General features: G+C 54.8%; 25 protein-coding genes and 2 pseudogenes. 21 read left to right on the top strand and 6 right to left on the bottom strand.

What is annotated here, in order from left to right; genetic code table 11:
- Positions 1-54 precede the first annotated feature (54 nt).
- From nadS to CWM66_RS22310, 3 genes and pseudogenes are all read right to left on the bottom strand, one after another.
- Positions 55-339 (bottom strand): NadS family protein, encoded by a 285-nt coding sequence (gene nadS / locus CWM66_RS22320; protein WP_079517477.1) that lies wholly within the window; start codon positions 337-339, stop codon positions 55-57.
- A 1-nt stretch (position 340) separates the two neighbouring features.
- A pseudogene (locus tag CWM66_RS22315) lies at positions 341-526 on the bottom strand (type II toxin-antitoxin system RelE/ParE family toxin); the annotation flags it as partial.
- Positions 527-566: 40 nt separating this feature from the next.
- Entirely contained in the window at positions 567-1,829 is a 1,263-nt protein-coding gene (locus CWM66_RS22310) for a lipase family protein (RefSeq protein WP_071921270.1), read from the bottom strand.
- 151 nt (positions 1,830-1,980) lie between these two features.
- On the opposite strand from CWM66_RS22310, the gene CWM66_RS22305 reads away from it, so the two are divergent.
- The 5 genes and pseudogenes from CWM66_RS22305 to CWM66_RS22285 all read left to right on the top strand — a co-directional run bounded on the left by CWM66_RS22305 (position 1,981) and on the right by CWM66_RS22285 (position 6,289).
- Positions 1,981-2,292 carry a helix-turn-helix transcriptional regulator gene (locus CWM66_RS22305; RefSeq protein WP_007370592.1) on the top strand — a complete coding sequence of 104 codons (312 nt, stop codon included), beginning with the start codon at positions 1,981-1,983 and terminating at the stop codon, positions 2,290-2,292.
- 2 nt (positions 2,293-2,294) lie between these two features.
- Positions 2,295-2,819 (top strand): rhodanese family protein, encoded by a 525-nt coding sequence (locus CWM66_RS22300; RefSeq protein WP_090398513.1) that lies wholly within the window; start codon positions 2,295-2,297, stop codon positions 2,817-2,819.
- Positions 2,820-2,999 (top strand): annotated as a pseudogene (locus tag CWM66_RS22295) (RNA 2'-phosphotransferase); the annotation flags it as partial.
- A 71-nt stretch (positions 3,000-3,070) separates the two neighbouring features.
- Positions 3,071-4,495: a DNA cytosine methyltransferase gene (locus tag CWM66_RS22290; protein ID WP_072439171.1), complete on the top strand. Its 1,425-nt coding sequence runs from the start codon at positions 3,071-3,073 to the stop codon at positions 4,493-4,495.
- Between the two features lie 132 nt (positions 4,496-4,627).
- A complete protein-coding gene (locus CWM66_RS22285; protein ID WP_007370588.1) occupies positions 4,628-6,289 on the top strand; it encodes a methyl-accepting chemotaxis protein in 1,662 nt (553 codons plus the stop codon).
- A gap of 41 nt (positions 6,290-6,330) precedes the next feature.
- Here CWM66_RS22285 and CWM66_RS22280 read toward each other — a convergent pair whose 3' ends face one another.
- A complete protein-coding gene (locus CWM66_RS22280) occupies positions 6,331-6,489 on the bottom strand; it encodes a YqaE/Pmp3 family membrane protein (RefSeq protein ID WP_035890145.1) in 159 nt (52 codons plus the stop codon).
- 176 nt (positions 6,490-6,665) lie between these two features.
- Between CWM66_RS22280 and CWM66_RS22275 the strand changes: the two genes are divergently transcribed.
- Entirely contained in the window at positions 6,666-6,845 is a 180-nt protein-coding gene (locus tag CWM66_RS22275) for a hypothetical protein (protein WP_007370586.1), read from the top strand.
- Between the two features lie 41 nt (positions 6,846-6,886).
- On the opposite strand, the gene CWM66_RS28950 is transcribed toward CWM66_RS22275, so the two are convergent.
- Positions 6,887-7,045, bottom strand: coding sequence for a hypothetical protein (locus CWM66_RS28950; protein WP_156036587.1), 159 nt, complete (start codon positions 7,043-7,045; stop codon positions 6,887-6,889).
- Between the two features lie 248 nt (positions 7,046-7,293).
- On the opposite strand from CWM66_RS28950, the gene alaE reads away from it, so the two are divergent.
- On the top strand, positions 7,294-7,743 hold the full coding sequence (alaE, locus tag CWM66_RS22270) for an L-alanine exporter AlaE (RefSeq protein ID WP_007370584.1): 450 nt from the start codon (positions 7,294-7,296) through the stop codon (positions 7,741-7,743).
- A 30-nt stretch (positions 7,744-7,773) separates the two neighbouring features.
- On the opposite strand, the gene CWM66_RS22265 is transcribed toward alaE, so the two are convergent.
- Entirely contained in the window at positions 7,774-8,118 is a 345-nt protein-coding gene (locus CWM66_RS22265) for a DUF2002 family protein (RefSeq protein ID WP_007370583.1), read from the bottom strand.
- Between the two features lie 162 nt (positions 8,119-8,280).
- On the opposite strand from CWM66_RS22265, the gene CWM66_RS22260 reads away from it, so the two are divergent.
- The 14 genes from CWM66_RS22260 to emrB all read left to right on the top strand — a co-directional run bounded on the left by CWM66_RS22260 (position 8,281) and on the right by emrB (position 22,396).
- Complete coding sequence (locus CWM66_RS22260; RefSeq protein WP_043952525.1) at positions 8,281-8,607, top strand: DUF883 domain-containing protein; 327 nt, start codon at positions 8,281-8,283, stop codon at positions 8,605-8,607.
- A 265-nt stretch (positions 8,608-8,872) separates the two neighbouring features.
- Entirely contained in the window at positions 8,873-9,118 is a 246-nt protein-coding gene (nrdH, locus tag CWM66_RS22255) for a glutaredoxin-like protein NrdH (protein ID WP_035890130.1), read from the top strand.
- Positions 9,115-9,525: a class Ib ribonucleoside-diphosphate reductase assembly flavoprotein NrdI gene (gene nrdI, locus CWM66_RS22250; RefSeq protein ID WP_107147309.1), complete on the top strand. Its 411-nt coding sequence runs from the start codon at positions 9,115-9,117 to the stop codon at positions 9,523-9,525. The genes nrdH and nrdI overlap by 4 nt, the downstream gene beginning before the upstream one ends.
- Complete coding sequence (gene nrdE / locus CWM66_RS22245) at positions 9,498-11,642, top strand: class 1b ribonucleoside-diphosphate reductase subunit alpha (RefSeq protein WP_107147308.1); 2,145 nt, start codon at positions 9,498-9,500, stop codon at positions 11,640-11,642. Before nrdI ends, nrdE begins: the two co-directional genes overlap by 28 nt.
- 10 nt (positions 11,643-11,652) lie before the next feature.
- A complete protein-coding gene (gene nrdF, locus CWM66_RS22240; protein ID WP_007370578.1) occupies positions 11,653-12,615 on the top strand; it encodes a class 1b ribonucleoside-diphosphate reductase subunit beta in 963 nt (320 codons plus the stop codon).
- Between the two features lie 388 nt (positions 12,616-13,003).
- Positions 13,004-14,206 (top strand): glycine betaine/L-proline ABC transporter ATP-binding protein ProV, encoded by a 1,203-nt coding sequence (gene proV / locus CWM66_RS22235; RefSeq protein ID WP_007370577.1) that lies wholly within the window; start codon positions 13,004-13,006, stop codon positions 14,204-14,206.
- Positions 14,199-15,263, top strand: coding sequence for a glycine betaine/L-proline ABC transporter permease ProW (proW, locus tag CWM66_RS22230; RefSeq protein ID WP_007370576.1), 1,065 nt, complete (start codon positions 14,199-14,201; stop codon positions 15,261-15,263). The genes proV and proW overlap by 8 nt, the downstream gene beginning before the upstream one ends.
- 61 nt (positions 15,264-15,324) lie before the next feature.
- On the top strand, positions 15,325-16,320 hold the full coding sequence (proX, locus tag CWM66_RS22225; RefSeq protein WP_107147307.1) for a glycine betaine/L-proline ABC transporter substrate-binding protein ProX: 996 nt from the start codon (positions 15,325-15,327) through the stop codon (positions 16,318-16,320).
- A 236-nt stretch (positions 16,321-16,556) separates the two neighbouring features.
- On the top strand, positions 16,557-17,741 hold the full coding sequence (locus CWM66_RS22220; protein WP_007370574.1) for an MFS transporter: 1,185 nt from the start codon (positions 16,557-16,559) through the stop codon (positions 17,739-17,741).
- Positions 17,742-17,863: 122 nt separating this feature from the next.
- Positions 17,864-18,610, top strand: a complete 747-nt coding sequence (locus CWM66_RS22215) for an AzlC family ABC transporter permease (protein WP_035942096.1) — start codon at positions 17,864-17,866, stop codon at positions 18,608-18,610.
- Positions 18,600-18,935 (top strand): L-valine transporter subunit YgaH, encoded by a 336-nt coding sequence (gene ygaH / locus CWM66_RS22210; protein ID WP_035890139.1) that lies wholly within the window; start codon positions 18,600-18,602, stop codon positions 18,933-18,935. The genes CWM66_RS22215 and ygaH overlap by 11 nt, the downstream gene beginning before the upstream one ends.
- Before the next feature lie 90 nt (positions 18,936-19,025).
- Complete coding sequence (gene mprA / locus CWM66_RS22205) at positions 19,026-19,556, top strand: transcriptional repressor MprA (RefSeq protein ID WP_007370571.1); 531 nt, start codon at positions 19,026-19,028, stop codon at positions 19,554-19,556.
- A gap of 116 nt (positions 19,557-19,672) precedes the next feature.
- On the top strand, positions 19,673-20,845 hold the full coding sequence (gene emrA / locus CWM66_RS22200) for a multidrug efflux MFS transporter periplasmic adaptor subunit EmrA (protein ID WP_071921274.1): 1,173 nt from the start codon (positions 19,673-19,675) through the stop codon (positions 20,843-20,845).
- Positions 20,846-20,860: 15 nt separating this feature from the next.
- Positions 20,861-22,396 (top strand): multidrug efflux MFS transporter permease subunit EmrB, encoded by a 1,536-nt coding sequence (emrB, locus tag CWM66_RS22195; protein WP_007370569.1) that lies wholly within the window; start codon positions 20,861-20,863, stop codon positions 22,394-22,396.

The raw sequence follows: 22,396 nt of genomic DNA, 5'->3' as shown, positions 1-22,396 counted from the left end.
GGAATTCAGATATTTGGCCAGGTAACAGAACAAAAGCCCCGATGGGGCTGTTGTTTAATGGGCGGCAAGTTCACGAAAGAAATCGGGATTTGCCTGAATTGTTGCCAGTACCTTGGCTGCCAGGCCTGTCGGGTTACGCCGTTTGGATTCCCAACTTTTAATGGTATCAACGCTGGTTCCCATCGCTTTCGCCATCTCACTTTGTGAAACGTTGAGTTGCTCTCTAATCGCTTTTACATCAGCTATTTCATAGCGGGTGACATTTGCCGGCGCTTTAACCCCATTTTTGATGTCTACCGCCTCTTCCAGAGAGGCTTTTAGTTCGTCAAAAAAATGCATGTCACACCTCATTTTTCAGTAATTTCGTCAGTTTTTTCAATTCACTCTTTTCCACATCAGTCAGGTTATCTTTGATGTTTTTCGGATAAGCCATAATCAAATAGATAACCTCTTTGGTCGCCAAAAAGTAAATGACTCTGGCGCTACCGCTTTTCCCCAGCGAACCCGTAGCCATTCTGATTTTTCCCCGCTCACCGCTTTTCGGTATAAAGCTGACTTTTGTGCGACTAATTAAACGCCACGCCCTTTGTGGGCTGCTGCAATTTCCCGGGCGGCTGCAACGAACCGCAGCTGTTGGGCTGTGGAGCGTTTTCCATCACGCCGCGGACAAACTTCAGTTCATCGGCAAAAGCGACGTTGACGGTGCCGTTATGGGTAATGCCGGGATAGGTTTTCCACTCCACCGCATTACCGCCGGCGCACAGCGCGGCCACTGCGGCATATTGGTGGTGCGGCGATAAGGTGTGATCGGCGAGCCCCGTGGCGGCAAATAGCGGCGCCGGGAAGGCTTTGACCGGCATATCGGTGACCGGCAATAGCGCATTAGTGACCTGCGCGGAACCGCCGATAAATGCCGCACTGCCGTCGAGTTTTTCGTGGCGCTCATAGCGGCCCAGCTCGCTCATACAGGTGGTTTTCGCCAATGCCAGCAACTTCGCACCCTTTTCTGTTACCCACTTTTCAGCGGGCGGCGCGCCATCCGGCAACGAGCCGCCAATCAATCGTAACATCGTAAAGCGTGATGGATCGCGATTGCCCGGACGCGCATTGCCGGGTTTCACTGGCCCATCCGGAAACGTTGCCACCACCCCCGTGGCAAGGGTGGCGCGCAGTTTCAATTCCGGGGCGTAATCCGGCGCAATCAGGCTGGCGCCAAGCGACGCGCCCGATCCCTGCGACTGGCCGCTGATCACCAGGTTATTCGCGAGCTGCTGCGGATACGCCTGTAACGCCGCGCGTACGCTGTCAAGCACCGAACGTCCTTCCGCTTCCCAGTTCATATACGGATGCGGCCCCGGCCCGCCGAGCCCCTGATAATCGGTGGCGACAACCGCAAAACCCTGCTGGAGCCACTGGTTAATATAATGCGCATCCCGTGCTGTCGGGTTAGTCCACGACGGCGCACAGCTATCGGCAACGCCCAGCGTACCGTGCGCCCAGGCGAGAACCGGCCAGCCTCCGGCCGGTGGATTGCCTTTCGGGAACCAAAGCGCACCGCTGACCGGCACAATTCCGGCGTTCCAGCGTTTATCGCGCGAGGTATACAGAATGCGTTGCGACTTGCTGGCTGCGGTGATTTCCGGCTGTGCGGGAAGCGGCTCTTCGCGCAGCATCATGCCGGGGTTCGCAGGTAAAGAACCGTCCCAGATATAAAAAGGTGAAAGCGATTGATCGCCTGCCGCAGGCCCGACGGGCAAGGCATTACTCCAGGCGCTCGCGCCATGAACCCAGACGCTGACAGCGCAGAGCGCATATTTCAAAACCTTCACATTCTTCTCCGGAAATATCGCCACACATAACCCTCAGTAAACGAAGGTGTTGAAGAGAATTCAAACCAAAAATGTTAAGGATTTATTCAGTGCTTGAATTCTTTCGCTCTTTATTTTAGATTTATCTAAATTTAGAAAAAACTAAATAACCATGACCAAACCCGATATCCCGTTACTTCAGAAACAGGCTGAGCAGGCATCCGGCTTACTGAAAGCGATGAGCAACCCGCACCGGCTGCTGATCCTCTGCATGCTGTGCGACGCGCCGGGCACCTCTGCGGGTGAACTGAGCGCCATCACGGGCCTTAGCCCTTCAGCAACATCGCAACATCTGGCGCGGATGAAAGAGGAAGGTCTGGTTGAAAGCCTGCGCCAGGCGCAGCGGGTCAACTACTTCATTAAAGATGAAGCGGTTGGCAAAATTATCAGCACACTCAAGGGGCTCTACTGCCCGCAGGAGTAACTATGTCTTATACCCGGATCTCCGCGGCTGACGCCCGCGCACAGCAAGCGGCAGGCGCACTGCTTATCGATATTCGCCAGCCTGATGAATTTCGCCGCGAGCACCTGCCTGGCGCCGTCTCATTGCCGCTGGAAGCATTGCTGAACGGTGCGCCAATTACTACCGACTCGCCCACACAAACAGTGATTTTTCACTGCCAGTCCGGCAGACGTACGCAGGAGAATGCCGATGCGCTGGTACGTGTCGCAGGGCAAGCGCCGGTGGCCATTCTCGAAGGCGGGCTAAATGGCTGGAAGCAGGCGCACCTGCCAACGGTGGAAGATAAACGCCAGCCGCGTCCGCTGATGCAGCAGGTGCAAATGGTAGCGGGCAGCCTGATCCTGCTCGGCGTGATACTCGGTTACGCGGCGCATCCGGGTTTTTTCCTGCTCTCCGGTTTTGTCGGCGCAGGCCTGCTGTTCGCCGGAGTCAGCGGCTGGTGCGGCATGGCGCTGCTGCTGGCGAAAATGCCATGGAACAAAGTGTGAAAATATGTGCATTTATCTGCCGATGAGGTGACCGCAACCGCCGTCGGCCAGCGCCACGGCAAACCGGTGGTGCTCACCGTTGAAGCGGGGCGGATGCACGCGCAAGGCTTTGTTTTCTATCAGGCCGATAACGGCGTGTGGTTGACGGAAAGCGTACCGGTTGCGTTTATCCGCCAATAACAGCTTGTCTGGCGTTTCTCCTCTGGGTCAAATGAGTGATATATTTCAGAGCGTCAATCCAAGGAGACGCCATGGCGGAATTTGATTCACTCGCACAGGAACTGCTGGCGCAGGCAGAGACTGAACAACAGCGACAGCAGGAACGCGACCGGGCATTACTCGATCAGGTGCTTGAAATCTACGGACAAAAGTACGTGGCCGAGCAGTTGAAAAAGGCGGGTAAAGCGGAATGGAGCCGTGAATCGCTCAACCGTTGGATAAACGGTAAAGGCAGCGCCAAAACGCTGACCGCCGCCGAAGAGGCGCAACTGCGTGCGCTGCTCCCCTCGCCCCCCGCTCATCACCCCAACTATCGTTTCCGTTTTATCGATCTCTTTGCCGGTATTGGCGGTATTCGCAGCGGGTTTGAAGCTATCGGCGGGCAGTGCGTGTTTACCAGTGAATGGAACAAAAACGCGGTGCGCACCTATAAAGCCAACTGGTACAACGATAAGTCCACGCACACCTTTAATCAGGATATCCGCGAAGTGACGCTGAGCGGCAATCCTGCCGTCTCTGAAGCCCAGGCTTACGCCCATATCAAACAGCAGATCCCCGAGCACGACGTGCTGCTGGCGGGCTTTCCCTGTCAGCCTTTTAGCCTCGCCGGGGTAAGTAAAAAGAATGCGCTCGGTCGCGCCCACGGTTTTGAGTGCGAAGCGCAGGGAACGCTGTTTTTCGACGTTGCGCGCATTATCAAAGCCCGCCGTCCGGCTATCTTCGTGCTGGAGAACGTCAAAAACCTCAAAAGCCACGACAAAGGCAAAACCTTCAGCGTGATCATGAATACGCTGGATGAACTGGGCTATGACGTGGCCGATGCCGATGCTTCCGGCAAAGACGATCCGAAAATCATTGATGGCCGCCACTTTTTACCGCAGCACCGCGAACGCATTGTGCTGGTTGGTTTTCGCCGCGATTTACACCTCAATGAAGGTTTTACCCTGCGCGATATCGACCGCTTTTACCCCACGCAGCGCCCGACCTTCGGCCAACTACTCGACCCGACGGTCGACAGCAAATATGTGCTGTCGCCCAAGCTCTGGGAGTACCTCTATCGCTATGCGCAAAAACATGCGGCAAAAGGGAATGGCTTCGGTTTCGGGCTGGTGGATCCCACCAATGCCGCAAGCGTGGCCCGCACGCTGTCGGCGCGCTATCACAAAGACGGTTCAGAGATCCTTGTCGATCGTGGCTGGGATAAAGCGCTGGGTGAAGCCGATTTCGGCAATGCAGAGAACCAGGCGCGCCGCCCGCGTCGCCTGACGCCGCGCGAATGCGCGCGTCTGATGGGTTTTGAAAAAGTCGGCGAACAGCCGTTTCGCATCCCGGTTTCCGACACGCAGGCTTACCGCCAGTTTGGCAACTCGGTGGTGGTGCCGGTATTCGCCGCCGTGGCGAAATTGCTGGAGCCGCGTATTGCGCTGGCAGTAAAAAAACACCGCAACAACCTGTAACGCACTTCCCGGCATGTGATATGCCGGGCACTTATTTAAGTCTTATTTAAGTGTTTAAAAAGCGATCATAAAGTTAACTTTGGCCAGGCCGATATTAACAGAGCAATCCCGACTCTCTCACGGACTATGGCCATGCTCAAAAATATACGGGTTATTACCGGCATCATTATTGCTCTTTCGGTATTTTGTCTTCTCCAGTTGGTCACCGGGGGACTTTTCTACTCTGCAGTCAATAATGACAGGCTGAACTTCCAGAACACCGGGGTTCTTAACGCACAGCAAGAAAACTTAGGCGACAGCGTTAACACGCTGATCAAAACACGCGTCACCGTTACACGCGTGGCGATTCGCTTTTTGAAAAACCAACGCGATCCGGCCTCCCTTGCCAGCATCGATAAACTCCTCACCACGGCAACCGACTCACTCGGCAAAGCAGAAGGTTATTTTAATAACTACAAAAACACGCCGCGCGTGGCGGGCCAGGACAGTGCATTAGCCGACGAAGTTTCGCAAAACATCAGCAAAATGCATGACGTTTTGCAGCAGTCGATCACCTTCCTGCGGGCCAATAATTACGAGGCTTACGGTAACCTGGATGCGCAACAGGCGCAGGATGATATGGACGCCAGTTATACGAAGTGGCGGGCGGAAAACAACACCTTCCTGCAAGCGGCGGCACAGCAAAACCAGAACAGCTTTACCAGTATGCAATGGACGCTGGGCGTAATTTTGCTGGTAGTGATTGCCGTAATGGTCATGATCTGGCTGGGTCTGCAACACCTGCTGCTGCGACCGCTGCACAGCATTATGGGACATATTCGCGCCATTGCCGGAGGCGATCTGACACAATCGATCGCTGCCGAAGGCCGCAACGAGATGAGCCAACTGGCAACCGGCCTGCATGAGATGCAATCAGCGCTGGTGCAAACCGTCAGCGCGGTGCGTAACAGTTCTGATTCGATCTACACCGGCGCCAGCGAGATCTCCACCGGCAACAACGATCTCTCCTCCCGTACCGAGCAACAGGCGGCTTCGCTGGAAGAGACCGCGGCCAGCATGGAGCAACTCACCGCTACCGTGAAGCAGAACACCGATAACGCCCGCCAGGCATCGCTGCTGGCGAAAAATGCCTCCGATACGGCGGCTCGCGGAGGCGAAGTGGTCAGCAATGTGGTGCGTACCATGAGCGAAATTTCCGATAGCTCCCAACAAATCGCGCATATCACCAGTGTGATTGACGGTATCGCCTTCCAGACCAATATTCTGGCGCTGAACGCTGCGGTGGAAGCCGCCCGCGCAGGCGAACAGGGACGCGGCTTTGCCGTGGTGGCCGGTGAGGTACGTACGCTGGCAAGCCGCAGCGCACAGGCAGCAAAAGAGATTAAGACGCTGATTGAAAACTCGGTGAACCGCGTAAACTCTGGCACCACGCTGGTTGCCGAAGCGGGCGATACCATGAAAGAGATCGTCAACGCGGTGACGCGCGTGACCGACATTATGGGTGAAATCGCCTCCGCTTCCGATGAGCAGAGCAAAGGGATTGAGCAGGTCAGCCTTGCGGTATCGCAGATGGACAGCGTCACGCAGCAGAACGCCTCGCTGGTGCAGGAATCGGCGGCGGCTTCTGCGGCGCTGGAAGAGCAGGCCGAGCAGTTGCGTCAGGCAGTGGCGGTGTTCCGCGTGAATGGACACAGCACGCTGCTGAGCAAAAAATCCGGTACGCCAAAACCGACAGCGCTGCGCCCGGCCACGCCGACGGCAGCCTCCGGGGACAGCAACTGGGAAACGTTCTGATAACTTCGCAAAGGCGCGATACTTGTTATCGCGCCGCTGCGTTAATCGCGGGTCTGCACCCAGAAAGCGTGAATCAGGCCGGGAACGTAGCCCAACAGGGTGAGCAGGATATTGATAATAAATGCCCAGCCAAAGCCTTTGCCCAGCAGCACGCCGAGCGGCGGAAGAATAATCGTCAGGACAATGCGCCAGAAACCCATGTTGCCTCCCATGCAGAAAAAATTCAGGTAATTGAAATAAAAGACTTTCTCTTTAAGAATAGCCACTCTGCAATGTACCGCCACCTCCGTCGCGCGCTTTTACCCTCTTTTACGCTGTACCCCCTACGACCTCCAGGCTAAGGTTAGAGACACAACAAATGAGAAAGGAGGAAGGTATGTTTTCTGTCGGCGATATTGTGCAACCGCGCGTTGGCGGGCCAAAACTTAAAGTGCTTGAAGTTCATCAGGATCAAATCGTTGCAGTTCCCGTTCACGATGAGACGGCAGACAAAATTACGCTGAAAGCGGAAGATGTCTCGCCATATAAAGAAGACGGCGATTTCGGCGTCTGTTAATCCCTCAGCGGTGGGCGTTCCCCACCGCCCTGACTATTATTTTATGCAAAACATAAGCATAAATAATCACGCACCACATCAGAATTAAACTCCACAAAAACACCCTTATCAGCATAAAAAATGCTGTTGGCTGTTTTATCTGCACGGCGGAAGCAGAGTACGCTAAAACGCGCTGCGTCTTCCCCTTCAGAGTGCTGCATTTATTCTCACATCATCCATAAGCTTTTGATATTGAATAAATTTAACAACCAGTCCAGTTAAAATAATGAAATGAGCATAAAACGCACAAACACAGAGCACTTTATCCAACAAAGAAAAGAAAATAAAAATTTATCCCTAGTTGTTAGTTTCAAACCAGATGGATACTCTATCCGCATTAATTCAGCCACTTCAAAACGCTAAAAGACCTGTTTATTCGCCTTTTCGTTGATTCTCAAGGAGCAGCACCATGTTCTCTTCGCAGTCTCGCCTGCGTCACGCCGCAGCAGACACCTTTGCGATGGTTGTCTATTGTTCGGTCGTGAACATGCTGATTGAAATATTTCTCTCCGGAATGAGCTTCGAACAGTCACTTTCATCGCGCCTGGTCGCCATCCCGGTAAACATTATTATTGCCTGGCCTTATGGTTTGTACCGCGATGCCTTTATGCGTTATGCACGCCGTATTAGCCCTTCCGGCTGGATGAAAAATCTGGCGGATGTGCTGGCATATGTCACCTTCCAGTCGCCGGTTTACGTGGCGATCCTCTGGTCGGTAGGTGCGGACTGGCATCAGATTGTCGCTGCGGTCAGTTCCAATATCGTGCTGTCGATGATGATGGGCGCCGTTTACGGCTACTTCCTCGATTACTGCCGCCGTCTGTTCCGGGTGAGCAGTTACCACCAGGCTAAAGCCTGATAGCGGATGGCAGGCAACGCCTGCCATCGTTTAGTGCTGTTCGCCAAATAATCCTTTCAGAAAACGTTCCAGCGCCACGCGCGAACTGAATCCGTGCGGAATGCCGTAATGCTCCTGGGAATCGCCGCCAAAATAGAGCGGGAAATTCTGGTAGTGATCGCACAACTTGATGTCCGAGGCGGGATCCGCGAGCGACGAACTGCGTTCTTTCAGCGTGGGGTGGATCACCAGCGCCGTACGGCCCATTCGCGCTTCGCGATTCACATAAACATAATTTTCACCGCGACGATAACCATAGGTTTTTGGCGTCGCCACATCCATTGTAAATCCCACGTTTTCCAGAACGCGTGCCACTTCATCGGGTCTTAAGTACATAGATTTTCCTCGTCATCTCTCTACAGCCTCGCCACCTTACATGACTAAGCATTGACCGTGATTCAGAAAATTCCACAAACGGGCGTGAAAGAGGTGATTGCCGTCAGGCCTTAAAAATTATGGTCTAAACTAAAATTCACATCAAAAACGAGGGAGGATCCTATGTTTAACAGACCGAATCGCCGTGATGTTGATGAAGGCGTCGAGGATATCAACAACGATGTCAGCCAATTAGCCGATAGTCTCGAAGAGGTACTTAAATCATGGGGCAGCGACGCCAAAGACGAAGCGGAAAGCGCACGTCGTAAAGCACAGGCGCTGTTAAAAGAGACCCGCGCACGTCTGCATGGCCGCAACCGTGTGCAACAAGCCGCGAGCGACGTTGTGAGCTGCGCAGATACCTTTGTGAAAGACAAACCCTGGTGCAGCGTTGGTGCTGCCGCCGCCATTGGTATTTTCGTCGGCGCGCTACTCAGTTTGCGTCGCTAAAACCCATTGTTTTCGCAAAAACCCTTGCCCGGTTAACCCGCGCAGGGGTTTTTATTTGCCCTCGCATCGCTGTATCCCTGTGTAAAATGTGTACAAATCACCCTTACCCATTGTGTCCATCCTTTGGGCAAAGCCTATGACAATTTCCTATATATTGTGTGGTTGCATCTTTCAATAACTACATCTAGTATTCTTCTCAGTAGCACACATACTAACTGACGCGAACCTTCGCGCCGTTTCTTCATTTTAAACGGAAATACGAATTATGCGCATTACCATTTACACTCGAAATGATTGTGTTCAGTGCCACGCCACGAAACGCGCCATGGAAAGCCGTGGCCTGGCGTTCGAAATGGTGAACGTTGACCATGTGCCCGAAGCGGCCGATGAGCTTCGCGCGATGGGCTTTCGTCAGTTACCGGTGGTTGTCGCCGGGGAAACGCGCTGGTCCGGCTTTCGCCCGGATATGATCAACCGCCTGCACAGCGCTCCCAACGTGGCCAGCGCATGAGTACCCTCGTCTACTTCTCCAGCAGCTCCGAAAATACGCAGCGCTTTATTACGCGTCTTGGGCTGCCGGCGGTGCGTATTCCGCTCAATGAGCGGGAACGCCTCTGGGTAGACGAACCTTATATCCTTGTCGTGCCCAGTTATGGCGGCGGCGGAACAGCAGGCGCGGTTCCTCGCCAGGTGATCCGCTTTTTAAACGATCCGCACAACCGGTCGTTGATCCGCGGCGTGATCGCCTCCGGTAACCGGAATTTTGGTGAAGCGTACGGTCGCGCAGGCGATGTGGTCTCGCAAAAATGCGGCGTACCGTATCTCTACCGTTTTGAGCTGATGGGTACGCAGCAGGACATCGACAATGTGCGTAAAGGAGTGAGCGAATTTTGGCAACGACAACCGCAGAGCGCGTGAAACACGAAACGCCGGATTACCATGCGCTGAATGCGATGCTGAATCTTTATGATAAAGATGGCCGCATTCAGTTTGATAAAGACCGTGAGGCGGTTGATGCCTTTATGGCGAATCACGTGCGCCCCAATACCGTCACCTTCAGCAGCCAGGATGAACGGCTGAACTGGCTGGTGAGCGAAGGTTATTACGATGCTACCGTGCTGTCGCGCTACGATCGTGCTTTCGTCGTCGATCTGATTGCACACGCGCACGCCAGTGGTTTTCGTTTTCAGACCTTCCTTGGCGCATGGAAGTTTTACACCAGCTACACGCTAAAAACCTTCGACGGCAAACGCTATCTTGAGCACTTTGAAGATCGCGCCAGCCTGGTCGCGCTGACGCTGGCGCAGGGCGACGAAGCGCTGGCGCGGCAGCTGGCGGAAGAGATCCTCTCTGGTCGTTTCCAGCCCGCGACGCCAACCTTCCTTAACTGCGGTAAACAGCAGCGCGGCGAACTGGTTTCCTGCTTCCTGCTGCGCATTGAAGACAATATGGAATCGATTGGCCGCGCGGTGAACTCGGCGTTGCAGCTTTCCAAACGTGGCGGCGGCGTGGCGTTTCTGCTCTCTAACCTGCGCGAAGCGGGCGCGCCGATTAAGCGTATTGAAAACCAGTCTTCCGGCGTGATCCCGGTAATGAAGATGCTGGAAGATGCCTTTTCCTACGCCAACCAGCTTGGCGCGCGTCAGGGCGCGGGCGCGGTTTATCTGCATGCGCATCACCCGGACATTCTGCGTTTCCTCGATACCAAACGTGAAAACGCCGACGAGAAGATCCGCATTAAAACCCTGTCGCTGGGCGTGGTGATCCCGGATGTCACCTTCCGGCTGGCCAAAGAGAACGCGCAAATGGCGCTGTTCTCGCCTTATGATGTCGAGCGCCTGTACGGCAAACCATTCGGCGATGTGGCGATTAGCGAGCTGTACGATGAACTGCTGGCCGACGATCGCGTGCGCAAAAGCTACATTAACGCCCGCGATTTCTTCCAGACACTGGCGGAGATCCAGTTTGAGTCCGGCTATCCGTACATTATGTTTGAAGACACGGTGAACCGCGCGAACCCGATTGCCGGGCGCATCAATATGAGCAACCTGTGCTCGGAGATTTTGCAGGTCAACAGCGCTTCGACGTTTGATGAAAACCTCGATTACGCCACGACCGGCCACGATATCTCCTGCAACCTGGGTTCGCTGAATATCGCGCACACCATGGATTCACCGAATTTTGGCCGCACGGTGGAAACCGCGATTCGCGGGCTGACGGCGGTGTCCGATATGAGCCATATCCGCTCTGTACCGTCTGTTGAGACCGGCAATGCCGCCTCGCACGCCATTGGCCTGGGCCAGATGAATCTGCACGGTTATCTGGCGCGCGAAGGTATTGCCTATGGCAGCCCGGAAGGGCTCGATTTCACCAACTTCTATTTCTACACCATCACCTGGCATGCGCTGCATACCTCGATGATGATCGCCCGCGAGCGCGGCCAGCATTTTGCCGGTTTCCCGGCATCGCGCTACGCCAGCGGCGAATACTTCAACCAGTACCTGGAAGGCGACTGGCAACCGAAAACGGAGAAAGTCCGTGCGCTGTTTGCCCGTTCCGGCATCACCCTCCCCACACGCAAGATGTGGCAGCAACTGCGTGAAGATGTGATGCGTTACGGCATTTATAACCAGAACTTACAGGCGGTTCCGCCGACCGGCTCCATCTCGTACATCAACCATGCGACATCGAGTATTCACCCGATTGTGTCGAAAATTGAGATCCGCAAGGAAGGCAAAACCGGGCGCGTTTACTACCCGGCCCCGTTTATGACCAATGAAAACCTGGCGCTGTACGAAGATGCGTATGAGATTGGCCCGGAGAAGATCATTGATACCTACGCCGAAGCCACGCGCCATGTCGATCAGGGGCTGTCGCTGACGCTGTTCTTCAAAGACACCGCCACCACGCGCGATATCAACAAAGCGCAGATCTACGCCTGGAAAAAAGGCATCAAAACGCTGTACTACATTCGCCTGCGCCAGCTTGCGCTGGAAGGCACTGAGATCCAGGGCTGCGTGTCCTGCGCGTTATAAGGAGAAAAGGATGAGCCAATTAACACGTATCAGCGCGGTGAACTGGAACAAAATCCAGGACGATAAAGATCTGGAAGTGTGGAACCGGCTGACCAGCAACTTCTGGCTACCAGAAAAGGTGCCGCTGTCGAACGATATTCCCGCCTGGCAGACGTTAAGCCCGGCGGAGCAACAGCTTACCATCCGCGTTTTTACCGGTCTGACGCTGCTCGACACCATCCAGAATACCGTTGGCGCACCGGCGTTAATGAGCGACGCGCTGACGCCGCATGAAGAGGCGGTTTTGTCGAACGTCAGCTTTATGGAAGCGGTGCATGCCCGCTCCTACAGTTCGATTTTCTCCACGCTATGCCAGACCAAGGATGTCGATGCCGCGTATAGCTGGAGCGAAGAAAACCCGGCGTTGCAGCGCAAGGCGCAGATCGTCCTGCAACACTATCGCGCCGATGAGCCGCTGAAGAAGAAGATCGCCAGCGTTTTTCTGGAATCTTTCCTCTTCTATTCCGGTTTCTGGTTGCCGATGTACTGGTCAAGCCGCGGCAAACTGACCAACACGGCAGACCTGATCCGGTTGATCATTCGCGATGAAGCGGTACACGGTTACTACATTGGTTATAAGTACCAGAAAGGGCTGGAGAAAGTCAGCGCAGAAAAACGCGAGGAACTGAAGAATTTCGCGCTGGATCTGCTGATGGATCTCTACGATAACGAACTGCAATACACCGAAGATGTATACGCGCAGAGCGGCTGGGCCGAAGAGGTGAAAGCGTTCCTCTGCTATAACGCCAACAAAGCGCTGATGAACCTCGGTTATGAAGCGCTCTTCCCGGCGGAAATGGCGGACGTGAACCCGGCCATTCTTGCCGCACTTTCGCCAAATGCCGACGAAAACCACGACTTTTTCTCCGGCTCTGGTTCCTCCTACGTGATGGGGAAAGCCGTCGAAACCGAAGACGAAGACTGGAATTTTTAACCACCTGCCCCTCTCCCTTTCCGGGAGAGGAATATTCCCGCTAATATTCTTTTTAAAAAACCCGCCTGTGAAAAAGGTTATTATTATTACGAGAATATCTGCGTATTTTTCCGGCATAATATTCAAACAGGCACTACACTGTAATTTCCTTGTCATTTTCACCTGAAGCGCTCCATTTCAGGTGCGATTTCGCGACGAATACGAAAAAATTATCATCCGCCGTCAGCCCTTATCTCATGGGAAATAGGGACGATTCTGCAAACGTCAAATTGTGCAGGCCCGGCAATTGAGGGTTGTCTCAGATTCTGAGTATGTTAGGGTATAGCCAGTCAATTATTCTCATCAGGTATTATATCGACACAATAAATAACAGGAACTCTTTTATTGCATGGCAATTAAATTAGAAGTGAAGAATCTCTATAAAATATTTGGCGAGCATCCGCAGCGGGCTTTCAAATATATTGAGAAAGGACTTTCAAAAGAAGCGATTCTGGAAAAAACGGGTCTGTCGCTTGGCGTTAAAGACGCCAGTCTGGCCATTGAAGAAGGCGAGATATTTGTCATCATGGGGTTATCCGGTTCGGGTAAATCCACTATGGTACGCCTTCTCAATCGCCTGATTGAACCCACCCGCGGACAGGTGCTGATTGATGGTGTGGATATCGCCAGAATATCAGACGCCGAGTTACGCGAGGTGCGCAGGAAAAAAATTGCGATGGTCTTCCAGTCGTTTGCGTTAATGCCCCATATGACGGTGCTGGATAATACCGCATTTGGTATGGAATTAGCGGGAACTGCTCCACAGGCGCGACAGGAAAAAGCGCTCGACGCCCTGCGTCAGGTCGGACTGGAAAATTATGCACACGCGTATCCGGATGAACTCTCCGGCGGTATGCGCCAGCGTGTTGGTCTGGCGCGCGCATTAGCCATTAATCCGGACATTCTATTAATGGATGAAGCCTTCTCAGCGCTCGATCCATTAATTCGTACGGAAATGCAGGATGAGCTGGTAAAACTGCAAGCGAAACATCAGCGCACCATCGTGTTTATTTCCCACGATCTGGATGAAGCCATGCGTATTGGCGACCGGATTGCCATTATGCAAAATGGCGAAGTGGTACAGGTCGGTACGCCGGATGAAATATTGAATAATCCGGCCAATGATTATGTGCGCACCTTCTTCCGCGGTGTGGATATTAGCCAGGTGTTTAGCGCGAAAGATATTGCGCGTCGAACACCGGTGGGTTTGATCCGTAAAACGCCTGGTTTCGGCCCGCGATCGGCGCTGAAACTGTTGCAGGATGAAGACCGTGAATACGGTTATGTGATTGAACGCGGCAATAAATTTGTCGGCATTGTCTCCATCGACTCCCTGAAAGCGGCGCTCAGCCAGAACCAGGGCATCGAGGCGGCGTTAATTGACTCCCCGCTGGCGGTGGAGGCAGAAACGCCGCTCAGCGAGTTGCTCTCCCATGTCGGACAGGCGCCCTGCGCCGTGCCGGTCGTCGGTGAAGAACAACAGTACGTGGGCATCATCTCGAAACGGATGCTGCTACAGGCTTTAGATCGCGAGGGGGCAAACAATGGCTGATCAAAATAACCCGTGGGATAGCGCGCCAGCGACCGATAGCGCGGCGCAGTCCGCAGATGCCTGGGGCGGCGGTTCTGCCACGCCCACCGACGGCAGCGGCGCCGACTGGCTGCACAGCGCGCCAGCACCCGCGCCGGAACATTTCAATATTATGGATCCGTTCCATAAAACGCTGATCCCGCTGGATAGCTGGGTAACGCAGGGGATCGACTGGGTAGTGATGCATTTCCGCCCGGTATTCCAGGGGATCCGTATCCCTATCGACTATATCCTGAGCACTTTCCAGCAACTGCTGCTGGGGATGCCCGCGCCGGTTGCGATCATCGTGTTCTCGCTGATCGCCTGGCAGATGAGCAGCGCCGGAATGGGGATTGCCACGCTGGTATCGCTGATTGCCATTGGCGCGATTGGCGCCTGGTCGCAGGCGATGGTCACGCTGGCGCTGGTGCTGACCGCGCTGCTGTTCTGCGTAGTGATCGGTTTGCCGCTGGGGATCTGGCTGGCGCGTAGCCCACGGGCGTCGAAAATCATTCGCCCGCTGCTGGATGCCATGCAGACCACGCCGGCGTTTGTTTACCTGGTACCAATTGTGATGCTGTTTGGTATCGGCAACGTGCCGGGCGTGGTGGTAACGATTATCTTCGCCCTGCCGCCGGTGGTGCGTCTGACGATCCTCGGTATTAACCAGGTTCCGGCGGATTTGATTGAAGCTTCACGCTCATTTGGCGCCAGCCCGCGTCAGATGTTGTTCAAAGTACAGTTACCACTGGCCATGCCTACCATTATGGCGGGAATTAACCAGACGCTGATGCTTGCCCTCTCCATGGTAGTGATCGCCTCGATGATCGCCGTTGGCGGGCTTGGCCAGATGGTACTGCGCGGTATTGGCCGCCTCGATATGGGGCTGGCGACCGTCGGCGGCGTTGGGATTGTGATCCTCGCCATCATTCTCGACCGCCTGACGCAGGCTGTCGGCCGCGATTCCCGCAGCCGTGGAAATCGTCGCTGGTATCAAACCGGCCCGCTGGGTCTGCTGACCCGTCCATTCGCCAAATAAACCGGTTTCCCGGCGCTCAGCGCCGGGCCAACACGTCCCACCTGAACAATAAGGAACAACGATGCGACATAGCGTACTTTTTGCCACAGCGTTTGCCACCCTTGTCTCTACCAGCACATTTGCTGCAGACCTGCCCGGCAAAGGCATCACCGTACAGCCCTTCCAGAGCACCATTTCTGAAGAAACCTTCCAGACGCTGCTGGTCAGCCGCGGGCTGGAAAAACTCGGTTATACGGTGAATAAACCGAGCGAAGTGGATTACAACGTCGGTTACACCTCTCTTGCCGCTGGCGACGTCACCTTTACCGCCGTTAACTGGCAGCCGCTGCACGACGACATGTATGCCGCTGCAGGCGGTGACAGCAAGTTCTACCGTTCCGGGGTGTTTGTCACCGGCGCGGCGCAGGGTTACCTGATCGATAAGAAAACCGCCGAGCAGTACCACATTAAAAGCATCGATCAGCTTAAAGATCCGAAAATCGCCAAACTGTTCGACACCAATGGTGACGGCAAAGCCGATCTGACCGGCTGCACGCCCGGCTGGGGCTGTGAAGCGGTGATTAATCACCAGATCGACGCTTACGGCCTGAGCAACACCGTGGTGCATAATCAGGGCAACTATGCGGCGATGATGGCGGACACCATTACCCGCTTCAAAGAAGGTAAACCGGTGCTTTATTACACCTGGACGCCGTACTGGGTAAGCGATGTGCTGAAACCGGGTAAAGATGTGGTCTGGTTGCAGGTACCGTTCTCTTCCCTGCCGGGCAAGCAGAAAGATATCGACACCAAACTGCCGAACGGCATGAACTATGGCTTCCCGGTGAACACCATGCACATTGTCGCCAACAAAGCCTGGGCAGAGAAAAACCCGGCAGCGGCGAAATTGTTCTCGGTGATGAAGCTGCCTATCGCCGATATCAATGCGCAGAATGCGATGATGCATGACGGCAAAGCCTCTGAAGCGGATATTCAAGGTCATGTTGACGGCTGGATCAAAGCCCACCAGCAGCAGTTTGACGGCTGGGTAAAAGAAGCGCTGGCCGCGCAGAAGTAATCCCTCCTGATAAAGCGCCATTCGGTTTATGCCGGATGGCGCTTTCGCTTATCCGGCCTGTGCGCCATATACCGCCAGCGTTGCAAATTCAGGCACCACCCGAAGGCCGGATAAGGCTGTACCACCATCCGGCAATTAAATCTCCCCCCGCGCTAACTGCACAGATAACAACACGCCCTCTCAAGTAATTGACTATGATAGGTTTCTGAAAAAACCATTACTGATTACGCATTCCTATGACACAAGCAAACCACGGCCTTAGCCCGGCGCTGATTGCGCTGATGTCTGTCGCCACGGGCCTTGCGGTCGCCAGCAATTACTATGCGCAACCGCTGCTCGATACCATCGCTCATGCCTTTTCGCTGTCGCCTAATCAGGCGGGCTTTATTGTCACCGCCGCCCAACTTGGCTATGCCGCTGGCCTGCTGTTTCTGGTGCCGCTCGGCGATATGTTTGAGCGGCGCACGCTCATTGTGGTGATGACGCTGCTGTCGGCGGGCGGCATGTTGATTACCGCCAGTAGTTCGTCGCTGAGCTTCATGATCCTCGGCACCGCACTGACCGGGCTATTTTCCGTCGTCGCGCAAATCCTCGTGCCGCTGGCCGCAACATTAGCCACGCCGGATAAACGCGGCAAAGTGGTCGGCACCATCATGAGCGGGTTGCTGCTGGGGATTTTACTGGCGCGCACCGTTGCCGGGTTGCTCGCCAGTCTCGGCGGCTGGCGCACGGTGTATTGGGTCGCCAGCGTACTCATGGTGCTGATGGCGCTGGCGCTATGGCGTGGTCTGCCGAAGCTCAAACAGGAAACGCACCTCAATTATCCGCAACTACTGGGCTCTGTTTTTACGTTATTCGCCGGTGATAAAGTGCTGCGCACCCGCGCCCTGCTCGGCTGCCTGAGCTTCGCCAACTTCAGTATTCTGTGGACGTCGATGGCGTTCCTGCTGGCCTCGCCGCCGTTCAACTTCTCCGAAGCGGTCATCGGTTTGTTCGGTCTGGTCGGTGCGGCGGGCGCATTAGGCGCGCGTCAGGCCGGTGGTCTGGCGGATCGCGGTAAATCGCACCTCACCACCACGGGCGGTCTGCTCTTGCTGCTGCTTTCATGGCTGGCCATTTGGCTCGGTCACAGCTCGGTTATCGCGCTGATTATTGGCATCATCGTGCTGGATCTTACCGTGCAGGGCGTGCATATCACCAACCAGACGGTGATTTACCGTATCAAACCGGATGCGCGTAACCGCCTGACCGCCGGTTATATGACCAGCTACTTTATTGGCGGCGCGGCAGGTTCGTTGATCTCTGCCTCCGCCTGGCAGCATGCGGGCTGGACGGGCGTCTGTGCGGCGGGCAGTACGCTGGCGCTGCTGAATCTGCTGGTCTGGTGGCGAGGATTTCACCGCCAGCAAGTGGCGAGGTAAGCAAGCGCTCACATTTACATCATTCCACTAAAAACCGGGTGTTAACGAGTCCTTCAGTCTGTTAAGGTTATAGGACTTGTTTATCCCGGTTATATTAACGTGGGTGATATATAACAAACACTATGGATAGTTCAGCAATACCTCCAGACGCCGAGCCAGTGAGAGTAGCCACGCTACAGGAAGGCATCAAAGACAGTCTTCCCATCGTTTTAAGCTACATCCCCGTTGCATTTGCCTTTGGCATGAATGCCAGTAAGCTCGGTTTTTCTCCTCTCGAAAGCCTCTTTTTCTCCTGCATTATCTACGCGGGTGCCAGCCAGTTTGTGATCACCACCCTGCTTGCTGCGGGCAGCACCTTATGGGTTGCCGCGCTGACCGTTATGGCGATGGATGTTCGTCATGTGCTGTATGGCCCGTCGTTACGCAACCGTATTCTGCAACCGCTTAAAAATCCGAAAACCGCGATCTGGGCCTTTGGCCTGACGGACGAAGTATTTGCCGCCGCGACCACCAAACTGGTGCGCGATAACCGTCGCTGGAGCGAAAACTGGATGATCGGCATCGCGTTATTCTCATGGCTCTCCTGGGTCGCGGGAACGGTGCTGGGCGCATTTTCCGGCAGCGGCCTGCTGGAGGGGTATCCGGCGGTTGAATCGGCGTTAGGTTTTATGTTACCCGCCCTGTTTATGAGCTTCCTGCTGGCATCATTCCAGCGTCGCCAGACGCCGAGCGTCACCGCCGCGCTGCTTGGCGCGCTGGCCGGTTTAACGCTGTTCTCTATCCCTGCGGCAATCCTCGCCGGGATCGGTTCTGGCTGCGTTGCCGCGCTGGTACAGGCGTTTTATCAGGGTGTTCCCGATGAGGCATGAAATTTTACTGCTCGGTCTGCTGGTGGGCGGCGTTAATTTTTTATTTCGCTATCTTCCTCTGCGCGTTCGCGTCGGGCGGCCAAATCCGACAAAACGCGGGGTTGCCGGCATCCTGCTTGACACCATCGGCATCGCCTCTATTTGTTCATTGCTGGTGGTGTCATGCGTACCAGAGATTATTCATGACGGCCGCCGCCTGTTACCAACGCTGATTGGCTTCGCGGTACTGGGCCTGAGTTTCTGGAAAACTCGCAGCATTATTCTCCCCACGCTACTGAGCGCACTTGCGTACGGAATCGCATGGAAACTGCTGACGGATGCATAGATGAGGCAAATTTATTAGCAGCAATAATACATTTACTTTATTTGTCACTGTCGTTACTATATCGACTGCAATTAATGAGGTCATACACAAATGGATAGTTCGTTTACGCCCATAGAGCAAATGCTTAAGTTTCGCGCCAGCCGCTATGAGGATTTTCCGTTTCAGGAGATTTTGCTCACCCGTCTTTGCATGCACATGCAGGGTAAGCTGCTGGAAAACCGCAACAAAATGCTGAAAGCGCAGGGTATTAACGAGACGTTGTTTATGGCATTGATCACGCTGGAGTCGCAGGAAAACCACAGCATTCAGCCGTCTGAATTGAGCAGCGCGCTGGGTTCTTCACGTACCAATGCCACACGTATCGCCGATGAACTGGAAAAACGCGGCTGGATCGAGCGTCGCGAAAGCGATAACGATCGCCGCTGCCTGCATCTGCAACTGACCGATAAAGGTCACGAATTCCTGCGTCAGGTTCTGCCCCCGCAGCACAACTGCCTGCATCAACTGTGGTCTTCCCTGAGCGAAGCGGAGAAAGACCAGCTTGAGCAGATCACACGCAAGTTACTTACGCGTCTCGACCAGATGGACGAAGACGACGTCATTCTTGAGGCGCTGCGCTAACGCGACAAGCCGCTCGAATATCCAGGATATAAGAATATAAGGGCCAGCCTGATGCTGGCCTTTCTAACGGAAGGTCGGCTGTGCCGACATCAAAAAATAAGATCGTGGAGAAAAGCATGAGCGCAAATGCGGAGAGTCAAACCCCGCAGCAACCGGTCAAAAAGAAAGGCAAACGTAAAGGCGCCCTTCTGATGCTGACCTTGCTCTTTGTTGTTATTGCCGTGGCATATGGGATTTATTGGTTTTTGGTACTGCGTCATTATGAAGAAACCGATGATGCTTACGTAGCAGGGAACCAGGTGCAAATCATGGCGCAGGTATCCGGCAGCGTGACGAAAGTCTGGGCTGACAATACCGATTTTGTAAAACAGGGAGATGTACTGGTTACGCTGGATGCCACCGATGCGCAGCAGGCGTTTGAAAAAGCGCAGACCGGTCTGGCAAGTAGCGTTCGTCAAACCCGCCAGTCGATGATCAACAGCAAGCAGTTGCTGGCGAGCATCGAAGTGAAAAAAACCGCCCTCGCCCAGGCGCAGAGTGATTTAAACCGTCGTATTCCACTCGGTACTGCCAATTTGATTGGCCGCGAAGAGCTGCAACACGCCCGTGATGCCGTGACCAGCGCGCAGGCCGATCTGGATGTTGCCATTCAGCAATACAACGCCAACCAGGCGATCGTGCTTGATACGCCGCTGGAAGATCAACCGGCCGTTAAGCAAGCGGCCACCGAAGTCCGCAATAGCTGGCTGGCGCTGCAACGTACGAAGATCGTCAGTCCAATCACCGGCTACGTTTCGCGCCGCGCGGTACAGCCTGGCGCGCAAATCAGTCCAACCACCGCATTAATGGCCGTTGTTCCTGCCACCAATTTGTGGGTGGACGCTAACTTCAAAGAGACACAGCTTGCGCATATGCGTATTGGTCAGACGGCAACCGTGGTCAGCGACATCTATGGCGATGAAGTAACCTACAACGGGAAAGTGGTCGGACTCGATATGGGCACCGGCAGCGCGTTCTCACTGTTGCCTGCGCAAAACGCGACCGGTAACTGGATCAAAGTGGTTCAGCGCCTGCCGGTACGTATTGAGCTGGATGCCAAACAACTTGCCGATCATCCGCTGCGTATCGGTCTCTCTACGCTGGTGAAGGTCGATACCGCCGATCGTGAAGGTCAGGTACTGGCAAGCCAGGTGCGTAGCAGCCCGGCGTATGAAAGCAACGCCCGGGAGATTAGCCTTGAGCCGGTCAACACGCTGATCGAAAACATCGTGAAAGCCAACGCCGGTTAATCTGAGGTGAGTGCAATGCAACAGAAACCGCTGGAAGGCGCGCAACTGGTCATTATGACCATTGCGCTGTCGCTTGCGACCTTCATGCAGGTGCTGGACTCCACCATCGCTAACGTGGCGATTCCCACGATCGCTGGCAACCTTGGCTCGTCACTGAGCCAGGGGACATGGGTGATCACCTCTTTCGGGGTAGCAAACGCCATCTCGATTCCGATCACCGGCTGGCTGGCAAAGCGTGTCGGGGAAGTAAAGCTGTTCCTGTGGTCAACGGTGGCCTTCGCTATCGCCTCCTGGGCGTGTGGCGTCTCCAACAGCCTGACGATGCTGATCTTCTTCCGCGTGATCCAGGGGATTGTCGCCGGGCCGTTGATCCCGCTCTCCCAGAGTTTGTTGCTGAGCAACTACCCGCCCGCTAAACGCTCCGTCGCGCTGGCGCTGTGGTCAATGACGGTGATCGTCGCGCCGATTTGCGGGCCGATCCTTGGCGGTTATATCAGCGATAACTACCACTGGGGCTGGATCTTCTTTATCAACGTGCCGATCGGCGCGCTGGTGGTGTTGCTGACGCTGCAAAGCCTGCGCGGCCGTGAGACGCGAACCGAACAGCGACGCATTGACGGTATTGGTCTGGCGCTGCTGATTATCGGTATCGGCAGTTTGCAGGTAATGCTCGATCAGGGCAAAGAGCTGGACTGGTTTAACTCGACGGAGATCATCGTGCTGACGATTGTCGCCGTGGTGTCGATCAGCTTCCTGGTGGTCTGGGAGTTGACCGATGAAAACCCGATAGTCGATCTGTCGCTGTTTAAGTCGCGTAACTTTACCATCGGCTGCCTCTGTATCAGCCTTGCTTATATGCTCTACTTCGGCGCGATTGTTCTGCTGCCGCAGCTATTGCAGGAAGTCTATGGCTATACGGCAACGTGGGCGGGCCTGGCCTCCGCGCCTGTCGGGGTAATCCCGGTACTGCTGTCGCCAATTATTGGCCGCTTCGCCCATAAGCTGGATATGCGCCGTCTGGTGACCTTCAGCTTTATTATGTATGCGGTCTGCTTCTACTGGCGTGCGTACACCTTCGAACCGGGAATGGATTTTGGCGCTTCTGCGTGGCCGCAGTTTATTCAGGGTTTCGCCGTGGCCTGTTTCTTTATGCCGCTCACTACCATTACGCTCTCCGGCCTGCCGCCTGAGCGACTGGCGGCGGCGTCCAGCCTGTCGAACTTCACCCGTACGCTGGCCGGTTCGATTGGGACATCGATCACCACCACATTGTGGACTAACCGGGAATCGCTGCACCACGCGCAGCTCACCGAGTCGGTCACCCCGTACAACCCCAATGCGCAGGAGATGTATAACCAACTGCAAGGCATGGGGATGTCGCAACAGCAGGCGTCCGGCTGGATAGCGCAGCAGATCACTAACCAGGGGCTGATCATTTCCGCCAATGAGATTTTCTGGTTCTCGGCGGGCATATTCCTGATCCTGCTCAGCCTGGTGTGGTTTGCCAAACCCCCTTTCGGCGCCGGTGGCGGCGGAGGCGGCGCGCACTGA

Origin of the sequence: Kosakonia sp. H7A (assembly GCF_003028445.1) — a bacterium.
GTDB classification, from domain to species: Bacteria; Pseudomonadota; Gammaproteobacteria; order Enterobacterales; family Enterobacteriaceae; genus Kosakonia; species Kosakonia radicincitans.
This window is presented reverse-complemented; position numbering and strand designations above follow the sequence as displayed.

Excerpts from the sequence above, each read along its gene's own strand:
- nadS (WP_079517477.1), bottom strand. The coding sequence starts at position 339 with ATGCATTTTTTTGACGAACTAAAAGCCTCTCTGGAAGAGGCGGTAGAC.
- CWM66_RS22305 (WP_007370592.1), top strand. The coding sequence starts at position 1,981 with ATGACCAAACCCGATATCCCGTTACTTCAGAAACAGGCTGAGCAGGCA.
- CWM66_RS22300 (WP_090398513.1), top strand. The coding sequence starts at position 2,295 with ATGTCTTATACCCGGATCTCCGCGGCTGACGCCCGCGCACAGCAAGCG.
- CWM66_RS22290 (WP_072439171.1), top strand. The coding sequence starts at position 3,071 with ATGGCGGAATTTGATTCACTCGCACAGGAACTGCTGGCGCAGGCAGAG.
- CWM66_RS22285 (WP_007370588.1), top strand. The coding sequence starts at position 4,628 with ATGCTCAAAAATATACGGGTTATTACCGGCATCATTATTGCTCTTTCG.
- CWM66_RS22280 (WP_035890145.1), bottom strand. The coding sequence starts at position 6,489 with ATGGGTTTCTGGCGCATTGTCCTGACGATTATTCTTCCGCCGCTCGGC.
- CWM66_RS22275 (WP_007370586.1), top strand. The coding sequence starts at position 6,666 with ATGTTTTCTGTCGGCGATATTGTGCAACCGCGCGTTGGCGGGCCAAAA.
- CWM66_RS28950 (WP_156036587.1), bottom strand. The coding sequence starts at position 7,045 with ATGCAGCACTCTGAAGGGGAAGACGCAGCGCGTTTTAGCGTACTCTGC.
- alaE (WP_007370584.1), top strand. The coding sequence starts at position 7,294 with ATGTTCTCTTCGCAGTCTCGCCTGCGTCACGCCGCAGCAGACACCTTT.
- CWM66_RS22265 (WP_007370583.1), bottom strand. The coding sequence starts at position 8,118 with ATGTACTTAAGACCCGATGAAGTGGCACGCGTTCTGGAAAACGTGGGA.
- CWM66_RS22260 (WP_043952525.1), top strand. The coding sequence starts at position 8,281 with ATGTTTAACAGACCGAATCGCCGTGATGTTGATGAAGGCGTCGAGGAT.
- nrdH (WP_035890130.1), top strand. The coding sequence starts at position 8,873 with ATGCGCATTACCATTTACACTCGAAATGATTGTGTTCAGTGCCACGCC.
- nrdI (WP_107147309.1), top strand. The coding sequence starts at position 9,115 with ATGAGTACCCTCGTCTACTTCTCCAGCAGCTCCGAAAATACGCAGCGC.
- nrdF (WP_007370578.1), top strand. The coding sequence starts at position 11,653 with ATGAGCCAATTAACACGTATCAGCGCGGTGAACTGGAACAAAATCCAG.
- proV (WP_007370577.1), top strand. The coding sequence starts at position 13,004 with ATGGCAATTAAATTAGAAGTGAAGAATCTCTATAAAATATTTGGCGAG.
- proW (WP_007370576.1), top strand. The coding sequence starts at position 14,199 with ATGGCTGATCAAAATAACCCGTGGGATAGCGCGCCAGCGACCGATAGC.
- proX (WP_107147307.1), top strand. The coding sequence starts at position 15,325 with ATGCGACATAGCGTACTTTTTGCCACAGCGTTTGCCACCCTTGTCTCT.
- CWM66_RS22220 (WP_007370574.1), top strand. The coding sequence starts at position 16,557 with ATGACACAAGCAAACCACGGCCTTAGCCCGGCGCTGATTGCGCTGATG.
- CWM66_RS22215 (WP_035942096.1), top strand. The coding sequence starts at position 17,864 with ATGGATAGTTCAGCAATACCTCCAGACGCCGAGCCAGTGAGAGTAGCC.
- ygaH (WP_035890139.1), top strand. The coding sequence starts at position 18,600 with ATGAGGCATGAAATTTTACTGCTCGGTCTGCTGGTGGGCGGCGTTAAT.
- mprA (WP_007370571.1), top strand. The coding sequence starts at position 19,026 with ATGGATAGTTCGTTTACGCCCATAGAGCAAATGCTTAAGTTTCGCGCC.
- emrA (WP_071921274.1), top strand. The coding sequence starts at position 19,673 with ATGAGCGCAAATGCGGAGAGTCAAACCCCGCAGCAACCGGTCAAAAAG.
- emrB (WP_007370569.1), top strand. The coding sequence starts at position 20,861 with ATGCAACAGAAACCGCTGGAAGGCGCGCAACTGGTCATTATGACCATT.